A 12,718-nucleotide genomic window follows, 5' to 3' on the forward strand; every position below is an offset into this window, starting at 1 on the left:
GAGGGCAGCATGAACATCCAATCCATGGCGGATTCAATCCGCTTTTTGGCACTTGATACGATTGTGGCAGCGGGTGAAGGTCATCAAGGCGTGCCGCTTGGTATGGCCGAGATTGCCGCAACGCTTTACGCCAATCACCTCAAGGTTGACCCCCAAAACCCGCTCTGGCCCGACCGCGATCGCGTGGTTCTGTCCAATGGTCATGGCTCTATGTTGCTTTATGCGCTGTTGCACCTCTCAGGCTATGAGAAGGTTGATCTTGCGGCGGTGAAATCTTTTCGAAAATTGCACTCGGTCTGCGCAGGCCACCCCGAGATTGAGCAAGATGCAGGGATTGAGATCACCACGGGGCTGCTTGGCCAAGGCATCGCCTGTGCGGTTGGCATGGCCGTGGCCGAAGAACGGATGCGCGCGGAATTTGGCGCTGATCTCTGCGATCATCGCACATGGGCCTTTGTCGGCGATGGCTGCTTGCAGGAGGGCATTGGCCAAGAGGCGATTTCACTAGCGGGTCACTTGCGCTTGGGGCGTCTGACATTTCTTTGGGATGACAATCATATCACCGATGACGGCGACACCGCTTTGTCGATCAGCGAGGACATTCCCGCCCGTTTCACCGCGGCGGGGTGGCATGTGGTCGAGGTGGATGGCCATGATATCGCCGCGATTGATGCCGCCATTCTATCTGCAAAGTCTGACCCCCGCCCGTCTTTGATTGCCTGCCGCACCACAATCGCGCGCGGCATCCCCCGCCTTCAGGGGCAACGCGGCGGGCACAGTGCGCCACTCTCCCCGAAGGACGCGGCTGAGGCGCGCGCTGCGCGCAGATGGACGCACGAGGCCTTTGTGATCCCGCAAGACATTTATGCCGATTGGACAGCCGCAATGTCCCGCGGAAGAGATGCTGCGCGGGATTGGGCCGTGCGTCTAAAATCCGACCCAAAGGCCACAGAATTCACCCGCCGAATGGAGGGCATATTGCCCCAAAACTGGCCGCAAATTATGGCCGATATTGAGGCGCGTTTAACAGCAACGGACGCAGCCCGCGCGACAATCGCCTCATCGGGTGATGTTTGCGAAGGATTAGAGGCCGCTTTGCCCGAGCTGTGCATTCTCTGCGCAGATTTGGAGGCCCCCACCAATCACAAGCGCGGTCGCACGGCATTCGGCCCTGAGAACCGCCAAGGCAGCTATGTGCATTGCGGGGTGCGCGAGCATTTAATGGGGGCAATGGCCTGTGGGATCGCCGCCCATGGTGGGCTGATTGCGGTCAATGTGACCTATCTGGCCTTCGCAGATTACGAGCGTCCTGCAATGCGGATGGCCGCCTTGATGGGGCTGCCCGTGCTGTTTGTCTTTAGCCATGACTCCATCGGGGTCGGGTCGAATGGGCCAACCCATCAGCCCGTTGAAATCGTCGCCAGTTTTCGCGCTATGCCGAATTTCTGGGTGATGCGCCCCGCCGATGCGCGCGAAACAGTCATGGGGTGGGATCAAGCCCTGCGCCGAAAATCAGGCCCCACCCTTTTGGCGCTCAGCCGTCAGGACTTGGTGCAGCTGCCCTCCGTCATGGGTTGTGCCAATGGGGGCTATATCCTAGCAGGCGAAGACCCTCGCGATATTACTCTGATTGCAACAGGCAGTGAAGTTGCACTTGCGCTTGACGCGGCCGCACAGTTGCAAGAGGCAGATATCCGCGCCACGGTTGTCTCGCTGCCCTGTTGGGAAATTTTCGAAACCCAAAGCCCCGCGCAGCGTGCCGCAATCTTGGGCACGGGGCCCAAAATCGGTATTGAGGCCGCTGTGCGGTTTGGCTGGGATCAAATCCTTGCCCCAGAAGATCCGTTTATCGGCATGACGGGCTTTGGCGCCTCTGCAAAAGCGCCCGAACTCTTCGCCCATTTCGGCATCACAACCGAGGCCATTGTTGCCGCCGCCAAAGCACGGCTTGCGCGTTAAGTCGCAAGATAAGTCTCTAGCGTTTTGCGCCCCCCCCCACGGGACAGGGCTAGATAGGCATCCGTCACGGGCGCATGAATATCAGCGGCAAGGCTTGGGTCGAAGATCGCCTCAAGGCCCAAAATTCGTGTAACCGCCTCGGCCCCCTCCACGCCTGAATGAGCGGCGCGCAGGACATCGGCCATAGGATCGCGCAACTCAATCGCCTCCCCCGCCTCGTCAAAGCCAGCGGTGTAGCGCATCCACCCTGCAACAGCGAGGATCAGACCCCGATCCTCAGCCCCCTTTTTGCGCGCCGCGCGCAATGTCCCCAGCAGGCGTTGCGGTAATTTCTGGCTGCCATCCATCGCGATCTGCCATGTGCGGTGCTGGATCGCGGGGTTCTTGAACCGCGCACGCAAAGCTGCGGCATAATCTTCAAGCGACACACCCTCAGGCGGGGTCAAATGCGGAATGATCTCGCGCGCCCAAAGACGTTGCGCATAAGCGTCAAACACGGGATCAGCCATAACATCCGTGATCGTATGATGCCCCGCAACATAACCCAAATAAGACAGAGCCGAATGGGAGGCGTTAAGCATCCGAAGCTTCATATCCTCATAGGGGGCAACATCTTGCACCAACTCTGCCCCGACCTGATCCCATGCAGGGCGCACACCGCCGACAAAATCATCCTCCATCACCCATTGGCGATAAGGTTCATGCACCACGGGTGCGGCATCGGCAAAGCCCGACAGGCGCGCCACTTCTGCCCGTGTCTCATCGGTCGTGGCGGGCACGATCCGATCGACCATGGTTGACGGAAAGGCCCCATGATCCGCGATCCATTGCGCAAGATCTGGGTCAAGGATTTGTGCAAATTCCAAAACCAGCCCGCGCAAAAGTTTCCCGTTATGAGGTAGGTTATCACAGCACAAAACGGTAAAGGGCGGGATGCCCGCCGCCTTGCGCAAGGCAAGCGCGCGGGTGAGATAGCCAATGCTGCTTTGCGGGCTGTCATGGGTCAAATCATGGATGATATCAGGGTGATCTCGATCCAACGCGCCGCTTGCGGGATGGTGGCAATAGCCTTTCTCCGTGACGGTCAGCGAAACAATTTTGACCGAAGGGTCTGCCATTGCGGCCAAAACCGCAGAAGGGTCTTCTGGGGCAACCAAAACCGCGCTTAGGCTTGTAACCAGGAGAAGCTCCGCACCATCTGGGGCAAGTTCCAAAGCGTGATAAACAGCCCCTTGCGGTTGCAGCGCATCACGGGTTGTGGGCGATTTGAGAGAAACCCCGATGATCCCCCAATCCCCGCCTGCCTTTGCCATGGCCTGTTGCGTGTAAATTGCCCCATGCGCGCGAAAAAACGCGCCAAGGCCCAAGTGAACAATGCCCGGGCTTGGGGCAGGTGCCGTGCGGGTCAAAGGGTTATCGGGCAAGCCATCCTCCATCTACATTGATCACAGCACCATGAATATAAGCCGCCGCAGGAGAGGCGAGAAAGGCCGCCGTGTGACCAATATCTGACGGCTCGCCCCATCGGCCTGCGGGAATGCGCGCCAGAATTGCCGCATTGCGATCGGCATCTTTGCGCAGGTTTTCCGTGTTGTTGGACACAACGTAGCCCGGCGCAATCGCGTTAACGTTGATGCCGTCTGCCGCCCATTCATTGGCCAAAATTTTGGTTAAACCCGCAACCCCATGTTTTGAGGCCGTGTAAGCAGGCACGCGAATGCCACCCTGAAACGCCAACAATGAGGCAATATTCACCACCGCTGCGGGGCCGCGCGGCGCGTGCTCGAGATGCGCCTTGGCGAAGGCCTGCGCGGTAAAAAACAACGCCTTGAGATTCACATCCATCACCGCGTCCCAATCCGCCTCGGTATATTCGAGACTGTCCTCGCGGCGGATGATGCCCGCGTTATTGACCAAGATGGAATAGCCCGCGCCCGCAAAAATTTCGCGCGCGGCCATGGGATCCGCAAAATCAAGGATCATCTCATCGGCAATACCGCCCTTCGCCGCAATCGCCGCGCAAGTTTCAGCGCAGTCGCGCCGCCCCGCACAGGTGACAGATGCCCCTTGATCGGCCAAAGCAAGCGCAATGGCCTGACCAATGCCCGTATTCGCCCCCGTCACCAAGGCCCGTCTGCCTGCGAGGGAAAACACGCTCATCGCAGATCCTCCAGATCGACAAAATCCATATCCGTGAAATCGACATTATCCCCCGCCATGGCCCAGATGAATCTGTAATGCCCATGCCCCGCGCCGGCGTGAATTGACCACGGCGGCGACAGCACAGCCGCCTCATTTCCCACAACCAGATGACGGGTTTCTTGCGGTTCCCCCATCAGATGCAGCACCCGCGCCTCGGGCGCCATATCCCAATAAAGATAGGCTTCCATGCGCCGATCATGCGTGTGTGGCGGCATCGTGTTCCAGACTGATCCTTGACCCAAAGTGGTATAACCCATGACCAATTGGCAGCTTTCCATCACCAAAGGATGGATGAATTGGTTGATCACGCGCTCATTGGCCGTCTCAGCCGCGCCCAAGGCCACGCGGTTGCTGTCTTTCGGTGTGAGATGACGATGTGGATAGCGGTGATGCGCGGGGGCGGAGGTAATGTAAAACCGCCCTGCCCCTGAGAAGGTCACATCACCCGCACCCATGCCCAGATAAAGCACATCGCCCTGCGCCATCTCCCACAGCTGACCATCCGCGCTGACTTGGCCTGTGTCCCCAATATTGACGATGCCCATTTCACGGCGCTCCATGAAACTGGCCGTGCGCGTCTGTGCAATTTTATCGAGGCGCAGACTGCCACCGTTAGGCACAGCGCCGCCAAGGGTGAAGCGGTCATAATGCGTGTAACACAGCTTGATCTTGCCGCTCTCAAACAAACCTTCGACCAAAAAGGACGCGCGCAACATTGCCGTGTCCATACCCTTTGCGTGATCAGGGTGAATGGCATGGCGGGTTTCAACCTCGATCATCAGGGCAGTCCTTTCAAAGTTTATAAGCACGGCGCGTTAGCCCCGTGGTTAATTCCTGCATCAGATCACCCGCTTCGCTTTCGTCCAAGCGTCCCGTGACAATCAATTCCGCCAAATAGGCCGCATCGACCCGCCGGGCGACATCGTGGCGCGCGGGGATCGAGCAAAAGGCACGCGTGTCATCATTGAACCCTGCAAGGTTATAGAAGCCTGCGGTTTCCGTAACCGAACGGCGAAAGCGCATCATCCCTTCATAGCTGTCATGGAACCACCAAGGCGGGCCGAGAAACAGACAAGGATAGACCCCCGCTAAAGGTGCCAGTTCGCGGGCGTAGCTGCTTTCGTCCAAGGTGAATAGGATCAGGTGAAATCCGTCCGCGCGGCCAAATTCCTGCAACAAAGGGCGCAGCGCGGTGACGTAATCGGTGCGTTGTGGGATGTCGTAACCCTTATCCCGACCAAAGCGCGCCAAGACCCAATCGGAATGATTGCGCTGTGATCCTGCATGTATTTGCATCACCAAACCATCTGCAACCGACATGCGCGCCATCTCTGTCAGCATTTGCGCGCGAAACAACTCGCGCGTGGCGGGATCAGCCTTGCCTGTCATGACATCGTCAAACAGGGCCGCGGCATCGGCCTGCGAGAGATTGGCGGTGTTGGCCGTTGGGTGGCCATGATCAGTCGCAGTTGCACCCAAAGATGCAAAATACGCACGGCGCGCATGATGGGCCGCGAGATAACTCTCCCATGTTACAGCACCGCCACCATGCGCACAGAAAGCTTCGACATTGCCTGTGAACCCATCAAAATCGGGATCAATAACCGCGTCAGGCCGATAGGTGGTGATTACACGACCCTGCCATCCGCTGTCGCGGATCCTGCGGTGATGGGCCAAGTCATCAAGCGCGCTTTCCGTGGTTGCGAGAACCTCTAAGTTGAACCGCTCAAATAGGGCGCGGGGCCGAAAGGCGGGGCTTGCTAATTTCTCGTTGATGGCATCAAAATCCGCGTCTGCCGTCTCTGGCGATAGTCTTTGATCTAGGCCAAACAAATCTTGCAGCGCGTGGTCAATCCACATCCGCGAAGGGGTCGCTGCAAAAAGGCGATAGTGCCGCGCAAACAACCGCCAGATTTTGCGCGAGTCCGTTTCGACCGCACCACCATCGGCACGCGGCACGCCTAAATCGTCTAGCGCGACACCTTGGGAATGAAGCATCCGAAACACATAGTGATCGGGCGTGATGAACAGTTTGGCGGCGTCTTCAAAGGGTTCATTCTGCGCGAACCACTGGGGGTCGGTATGACCATGGGGTGAGATGATCGGCGCATCTTTGACCTGCGCATAAAGCGCACGGGCCAGCGACCGCGCTGTAGGCTCTGAAGGAAACAGGCGGTCTTCGCTTAAAAAGCCCATAGGCGGCCCCTTTTGGTTAATCTTCTTGCAAACTGATATGCTAGTATATAACCTAGGTCAATCAGACAGGGATTGGTCCTGAAATGACCCAAGATATGCCACTCATATCGCTTGACCGAACCGCCCGCCCTGCGATCGCGGATTTGGTCTATGGGGAATTGCACAAACAGGTGCTCAACCTTGACCTGAAACCCGGTGAGAAGCTGTCAGAAGCTGAGATCGCAAAACGGTTTGAAGTCTCCCGTCAACCCGTGCGCGATGCGTTCTACAGGCTTTCGAAAATGGGCTTCCTGCTGATCCGCCCGCAACGCGCCACATTGGTGTCGTTGATCTCCACCCGGGCGGTGATGCAGGCCCAGTTCATTCGCATCGCGCTTGAGGCTGAGGCCGTGCGCCATGCGGCCACGCGGCTTACTGCGGCAGATATTCAAGCATTGGAGGGGCTGATCGCAGAACAGGCCGCCGCCAAAGACGCGGGCGACAAGCTGCGGTTCCATGCCGCCGATGACGCCTTCCACCGCGAAATCTGTTTGCGGGCGGGGCTAGAATTTACATGGGATCTGATTGCCGAAAACAAAGGCCATATGGATCGGGTCAGAATGCTGTCTTTGGCGTTTTCATCGCAAACGGCATGGGATGATCATATCGCGCTGACCCGCGCCTTAGCTGATCGTGATCCTGATGGCGCGGCAGAGATCATGCGCGCGCATCTCTCCCGCATTCATGAACAACTGATCCGTATTCGGGCCGAGCATGAAGCCTATTTCGAAGATGACGACCCAAGCGAGGCATCCCTGCCCCTTGGATTACGGGAAAAGAGGATGCCCTGATGCAAGAACCTGCCGCACGCAACGGAACCCATCTCGCCCCTGATATGATCGCGCGCTACTGGGAGGATGGGTTTCTTTTTCCAATAGATGTTCTGTCACGCGATGAGGCGCAAACCTATCGTACCCAACTAGAATGGGTCGAGCGCGATTGGTTAGAGGGTGATTTGCCCCTGCCCCTGAACACCTATAAGCGCGTCAATGCGCAACTGGTGATGCCCTTTGTGCATGAGATCGCCACCAAACCACAGGTTTTAGATGTGATTGAGGGCATCCTCGGCCCTGATATTTTGATCTACAGCGCAGAATTTTTCATCAAGAACGCGCAAAGCGATCAATATGTCTCGATGCATCAAGACCTGACCTATTGGGGCATGGGCACCACCTCGGAGATGGTCACAGCTTGGATCGCCCTTTCGCCCGCAACACGGGCAAGTGGCTGTATGGATTTCGTCAAAGGCAGCCATAAATCCGAAATTCTACCGCATACCGATACGTTCAATGAAAAAAACCTATTGTCGCGCGGCCAAGAGATTGCGGTCGATGTGGCCGAAGAAGACAAAACCGCGATTGAGCTTATGCCGGGGCAAATGTCGCTTCACCATGGGCTGACCATTCATGGCTCTGGCCCGAATATATCGGATGATCGGCGCATCGCGGTGGTTGTGCGATATGTGACGCCGCAAGTGGCGCAGAATATGGCGGATCGGGATTACGCAATGCTTGCGCGTGGCATTGATCGGGTGGGCAAATTCATCCATTATACCGCCCCCCAAACCCTATTCGAGCCGCGCGCAGTTGATCTCTACGATGAAATCAGGCAGGCGCGCGCCAAGGCCATGATGGCAGGCGCCAAAGCGCAAAAAGGCATCTACGCCTAAGGCCCCCTAGACACAGAAAGCCCTCCCCATGCTTGCGATGCTGCATGTTCTGACACATGACATTTTGCCAGTCTTCTCCATGATGGCGCTTGGCTTTCTCTTGGGGCGGGCCAAGGTGATCAGTGGCGCGGATGCAAGCGTGTTGAACCGCGTGGCCTTTCTGACGTTGCAACCCGCGCTTTTGTTCCCGCTGATCAACAAGCTTGATTGGCACGCCTTTCAATTTGACGCGATTGGGCTCTATGCCGCCTGTCAGGTGATTGTATTTAGTCTGACCTATGTGGTTTGCCGCTATGCCCTGCGGCGCGAGAGGTTGGAGGCGTGGCTGCTGGCAATGGCCACGATTTTCGTCAACACGCTGCTCTATATTTGGCCAATCTCCTATCTGATTTATGGCGAGGTCGCAGCCCTGCCCATCACGGCTATCGTGGCATGGGACGCAACTGTAACTTTTGCGTTTTTCATCATTACAACCGATTTGATGGCAAACCCCGATGCGGGCATTCGCCAATCCCTGCGCCGTATGACACGCAACCCTGTGCTAATTGCCATCGCGTTTGGGGTCGTGACCAATCTGGCGGGTTTAGCAGCACCTGCGCCCATCCTGACGGGGCTTGATTTTGCGGGCGCGGCGGCAGCCCCGCTGACCCTCTTCGCGCTTGGCGTGATCTTGTCAGGCCACCCCTTGACCCCCAACGCCACAGTGATGGTGGTGTCGGGCCTCAAATTGCTGGCGTTTCCCGCTTTGGTTTACGCGGCCCTCCATTTGGGCGACCGCCCCATGCAATGGAACACACTGATTGTGCTATGCGCCGCAGGCCCTGCGGGGGCGATGTCCTTTGCGCTTGCCATGCTGCACGGGGTGCGCACCGATGTGATTGCGCCTGTGATTATCTGGACATCAACCCTGTCGCTGATTTCGCTGGCATGGTTGGCTTAGCAATAACGCTCAATCGTGCGCATATGATGATAGGAATAGCGATCCCCATGGGCAAACCCAACGGGCAGCAACGCCTCGATCTCTGCCATATCTGCATCGGATAGACTGATCTCATCGGCGCGGGCCCATTCCATCAGATGCGCCGCTGTGCGTGTTCCTGGAATAGGCACAAACCCCGCCCCACGCTGCAGCACCCATGCCATAGCCAGCGCGGAAACTGGCACAGATTTCGAATGCGCCAATGCCTTGAAGCGGTCAATCAGCGCCTTGTTCTTGGGGTAATTCTCGGCGGAAAAACGCGGAATATCACGGCGCAAATCACCTTCGGCCATCTGCCCCGTGTCAGGATAGCTTTCACCAAAGACACCGCGGGCCAGAGGTGAAAACGGCACGAAAGTGATCTCCAATTCCGCGCAGGTCTGGATCACCCCCAATTCAGGCAATCGCGACCACAGCGAATATTCGCTTTGCACCGCGAGAGGCGGCAAAATCGCATGTGCCGCACGGATCGTAGAAGGGGCCACCTCTGACAGGCCATAGCCGCCAATCTTTCCTTCTGTGATCAAATCCCCCATCACCCCCACAGCCTCTGCCAGTGGCACATCAGGATCACGGCGGTGAAGGTAGTAAAGCGCCACATGATCCACACCAAGCCGCGCAAGCGACCCTTCAATCTCGGTGCGGATATGCTCGGGGCGGTTATTCACAGGCGCGGCGGGGTCGCGTTGAATGCCGACTTTGGTCGCGAGAACCACATCCCGCGGGGCCTTTTTCAGCCAAGCGCCCAACACCTGTTCCGAGCGGCCCATGCCATAGACATTGGCCGTATCCAGAAAGGTGATCCCCATCTCATAGGCCTGATCAAGGCAGGCGTGGCTTGTGGCCTCATCGGTTTCGCCAAAGACGCCCGCAAAGCTCATGCAGCCCAACCCAATCGCCCCAACCCTTGGGCCATTGGCCCCCAGTTTGCGCTGTTTCATTGCTGCCTCCTGCCTTGCTCTCTTTTTGCCGTGCCTATAGGGCCGCGCGCAGGCCCGCCTGTCAAGGCAGGGCAAAACTTGGCCCTTTTCAAGGCGTTGGAATTTGCCCAAAGTAATCCCATGGGATCAACCAAGGGAGGGGTATGTTCCATGTCCATTCTTGCGTCACTAACGCCACCAAAGGGTCTGCGGGTCTTGATCACTGCAGGGGCGGGCGGCATTGGCAAATGCATTGCAGACGGGTTTGTCGAGACAGGCGCGCGGGTGCATATTTCAGATATCAACGCCGCCGCATTAGACGCCGCGATAGGCGGGGCCATCACGGGCACGCGCGCCAATTCCGCCGATCCCAAAGATACAGAACGCCTCTTTTCTGAGGCTTTGGATCACTTGGGCGGATTGGATGTTGTCATTGCCAATGCAGGTATCGCAGGCCCGACCGCCACTGTTGATGCGATCACCCCCGATGAATGGGATGAGACATTAGAGATCAACCTAAAAGGGGCCTATCTCGCGGCCCATCATGCGCGCTTGGAATTGGTGAAATCTAAGGGACAATTCATTGCGATCTCATCGGTTGCAGGGCGATTGCCCTATGCGTTTCGCACACCCTATGCCGCCTCGAAATGGGGCGTAGTGGGATTGGCAAAATCCCTTGCCGCTGAACTTGGGCCAGATGGGGTGCGCGCCAATGCAATCCTTCCTGGCATTGTGGAAGGCCCGCGTATTGACGGCGTTATTTCCGCCCGCGCCAAGCAGACAGGCGTCAGTTTCGAGGAGATGCGCGAGACATATTTGGGCAAGGTTTCGCTGCGCCGTATGGTCAGCCCCAAGGATATCGCCGCAATGTGCCTGTTCCTGTCTTCCGCAGGGGGCGCGAATATCTCAGGCCAAGCCCTTAGCGTCTGCGGGGGTGTCGAAACCTTATAACCTTGCTTGACCATTGGCCTTCTGGCCCTAGCACTAACCACAACACTGACCCACTACAAAAAACGAGAGCATCCTCAAATGGCTAAGCCGCGTAAAGTCATCATCACCTGTGCTGTCACAGGCGCGATCCATACCCCGTCCATGTCGCCCTATCTGCCTGTCACCCCGCAAGAGATCATTGATGACGGGATCAAGGCCTTCGAGGCAGGCGCGTCTATCCTGCACCTGCACGCGCGCGATCCTGAAAACGGGCGCCCCACACAAGACCCTGAGATGTTCCGCAAATTTCTGCCACAACTCAAACAGGCGACCTCAGCGGTGTTGAATCTCACCACGGGCGGCTCGCCGCATATGACCGTGGCGGAGCGGATGCGCCCCGCCGCAGAGCTGAAGCCCGAAGTGGCCTCTCTCAATATGGGCAGCATGAATTTCGGACTTTACCCCATGCTCAACCGCTTCAAAGAATTCAAACATGACTGGGAGCGCGAGCATCTCGAAAACAGCCGCGACCTTGTCTTCAAAAACACCTTTGCCGATATCGAACATATCTTGCGCACGGGCAACGCGAACGGCACGCGGTTCGAGTTTGAATGCTATGACACAAGCCATCTCTACACTTTGGCGCATTTCGTGGATCGCGGCTTGGTCAAGGCCCCGTTCTTGGTTCAAACCGTCTTTGGCCTCTTGGGCGGCATTGGCGCGCATCCCGAAGATGTCGCGCATATGAAGCGCACGGCAGATCGCTTGTTTGGGGATGCTTATGTGTGGTCGGTTTTGGGTGCTGGCCGCAACCAATTGCCTGTGGCGGCCCAAGCCGCTGCACAAGGGGGGAATATCCGTGTCGGGCTTGAGGACAGTCTTTGGGCCGCCCCAGGACAATTGGCACAAAGCAATGCCGACCAAGTCAAAAAAGCCCGCGCCCTTCTTGAAGGCCTAAGCCTTGAGGTGGCAACGCCTGACGAAGCACGCGAGATGTTGGATTTGAAGGGGGCGGGTGATGTCGCCTTCTGATTTGAAAGGCGCGGTCATCGTCACGGGTGGCTCACGCGGGATCGGGGCTGCAACAGTGCGCCGCTTGGCCCACGCGGGCTATCAGGTTCTGTTCACCTATCACAGCAATGCCGCCGCTGCAGACAGCCTATGCGCAGAGCTTCACGCCAAGGGCGCGCAAGTGATGGCCCTGCAATCCGATGCGGCTGACCCCGCCGCAGCGGAGGCGGTGGTGACCGAATGCATTGCGCGCTTTGGGGCGCCAATTGCGCTCTTTGCCAATGCGGGCATCACGGGCCCTGCCCTGCCATTGCGTGATCTGAACATGGCAGACCTAAAGCGTGTTATTGACACCAATCTTCTTGGGGTCTTTGCAATCACCAAGGCCGCCACTGCCGCGATGCCCGAAGGCGGCTCTGTGGTTTTGATGTCGAGCCGCGCAGCAAAACTGGGCGGTGCAAGCGAATGGGTGCATTACGCCGCTTCAAAGGGGGCGATTGACACAATGACCCTCGGCCTTGCCCGCGAATTGGGGCCCGTTGGCATCAGGGTCAATGCGGTGGCGCCAGGTTTGATCGACACCGAAATCCATGCTGCCGCAGGCGTGGGAGATCGTTTGGTTACAAAGAAAAACGATGTTCCGATGCGCCGTATCGGACGGGCTGATGAGGTCGCGGAAGTTGTCGCATGGCTGATCTCTGACGCGGCAAGCTATGTCACGGGCACCATCGTGGATGTCTCAGGCGGACGCTAAGCGTTAGACTAGGTCACGCAGCCCGCGCCCTGCCGCGCCCTGTCTTGCGCATCAAGGCA

The 12,718-nt window shown here is 57.7% G+C and carries 12 protein-coding genes; 7 read left to right on the top strand and 5 right to left on the bottom strand.

Annotation, left to right across the window (positions count from 1 at the left end; translation table 11 throughout):
- The first annotated feature begins 9 nt into the window (after positions 1–9).
- Positions 10–1,959: a transketolase gene (locus tag RYZ18_RS08345; RefSeq protein ID WP_317656149.1), complete on the top strand. Its 1,950-nt coding sequence runs from the start codon at positions 10–12 to the stop codon at positions 1,957–1,959.
- On the opposite strand, the gene RYZ18_RS08350 is transcribed toward RYZ18_RS08345, so the two are convergent.
- The 4 genes from RYZ18_RS08350 to uxaC are packed head-to-tail and all read right to left on the bottom strand — an operon-like array spanning position 1,956 to position 6,357.
- Positions 1,956–3,383 (bottom strand): mannitol dehydrogenase family protein, encoded by a 1,428-nt coding sequence (locus tag RYZ18_RS08350; protein ID WP_411567099.1) that lies wholly within the window; start codon positions 3,381–3,383, stop codon positions 1,956–1,958. The two genes, RYZ18_RS08345 and RYZ18_RS08350, sit on opposite strands and share 4 nt — an antisense overlap.
- The gene (gene kduD, locus RYZ18_RS08355) at positions 3,373–4,119 is read right to left on the bottom strand and encodes a 2-dehydro-3-deoxy-D-gluconate 5-dehydrogenase KduD (RefSeq protein ID WP_317656152.1); all 747 of its coding nucleotides are present in this window, start codon (positions 4,117–4,119) and stop codon (positions 3,373–3,375) included. The genes RYZ18_RS08350 and kduD overlap by 11 nt, the downstream gene beginning before the upstream one ends.
- Positions 4,116–4,940 carry a 5-dehydro-4-deoxy-D-glucuronate isomerase gene (gene kduI, locus RYZ18_RS08360; RefSeq protein ID WP_317656153.1) on the bottom strand — a complete coding sequence of 275 codons (825 nt, stop codon included), beginning with the start codon at positions 4,938–4,940 and terminating at the stop codon, positions 4,116–4,118. The genes kduD and kduI overlap by 4 nt, the downstream gene beginning before the upstream one ends.
- 13 nt (positions 4,941–4,953) lie before the next feature.
- A complete protein-coding gene (uxaC, locus tag RYZ18_RS08365) occupies positions 4,954–6,357 on the bottom strand; it encodes a glucuronate isomerase (protein WP_317656155.1) in 1,404 nt (467 codons plus the stop codon).
- A gap of 83 nt (positions 6,358–6,440) precedes the next feature.
- On the opposite strand from uxaC, the gene RYZ18_RS08370 reads away from it, so the two are divergent.
- The 3 genes from RYZ18_RS08370 to RYZ18_RS08380 are packed head-to-tail and all read left to right on the top strand — an operon-like array spanning position 6,441 to position 9,005.
- Positions 6,441–7,187: a GntR family transcriptional regulator gene (locus tag RYZ18_RS08370; RefSeq protein WP_317656157.1), complete on the top strand. Its 747-nt coding sequence runs from the start codon at positions 6,441–6,443 to the stop codon at positions 7,185–7,187.
- Positions 7,187–8,065: a phytanoyl-CoA dioxygenase family protein gene (locus RYZ18_RS08375; RefSeq protein WP_317656158.1), complete on the top strand. Its 879-nt coding sequence runs from the start codon at positions 7,187–7,189 to the stop codon at positions 8,063–8,065. The genes RYZ18_RS08370 and RYZ18_RS08375 overlap by 1 nt, the downstream gene beginning before the upstream one ends.
- 28 nt (positions 8,066–8,093) lie before the next feature.
- Positions 8,094–9,005, top strand: a complete 912-nt coding sequence (locus tag RYZ18_RS08380; protein ID WP_317656159.1) for an AEC family transporter — start codon at positions 8,094–8,096, stop codon at positions 9,003–9,005.
- Here the strand turns inward: RYZ18_RS08380 and RYZ18_RS08385 are convergent.
- Positions 9,002–9,985: an aldo/keto reductase gene (locus RYZ18_RS08385; RefSeq protein ID WP_317656161.1), complete on the bottom strand. Its 984-nt coding sequence runs from the start codon at positions 9,983–9,985 to the stop codon at positions 9,002–9,004. The genes RYZ18_RS08380 and RYZ18_RS08385 overlap by 4 nt on opposite strands.
- Before the next feature lie 150 nt (positions 9,986–10,135).
- On the opposite strand from RYZ18_RS08385, the gene RYZ18_RS08390 reads away from it, so the two are divergent.
- The 3 genes from RYZ18_RS08390 to RYZ18_RS08400 all read left to right on the top strand — a co-directional run bounded on the left by RYZ18_RS08390 (position 10,136) and on the right by RYZ18_RS08400 (position 12,659).
- Complete coding sequence (locus RYZ18_RS08390; RefSeq protein WP_317656162.1) at positions 10,136–10,915, top strand: SDR family oxidoreductase; 780 nt, start codon at positions 10,136–10,138, stop codon at positions 10,913–10,915.
- A 78-nt stretch (positions 10,916–10,993) separates the two neighbouring features.
- Positions 10,994–11,926: a 3-keto-5-aminohexanoate cleavage protein gene (locus RYZ18_RS08395; protein ID WP_317656163.1), complete on the top strand. Its 933-nt coding sequence runs from the start codon at positions 10,994–10,996 to the stop codon at positions 11,924–11,926.
- Positions 11,913–12,659, top strand: a complete 747-nt coding sequence (locus tag RYZ18_RS08400; protein ID WP_317656164.1) for an SDR family oxidoreductase — start codon at positions 11,913–11,915, stop codon at positions 12,657–12,659. Before RYZ18_RS08395 ends, RYZ18_RS08400 begins: the two co-directional genes overlap by 14 nt.
- The last annotated feature ends 59 nt before the right edge of the window (positions 12,660–12,718 follow it).

This window comes from Roseovarius sp. 10 (assembly GCF_033100315.1).
In the GTDB taxonomy this organism is placed as follows: Bacteria; Pseudomonadota; Alphaproteobacteria; order Rhodobacterales; family Rhodobacteraceae; genus M30B80.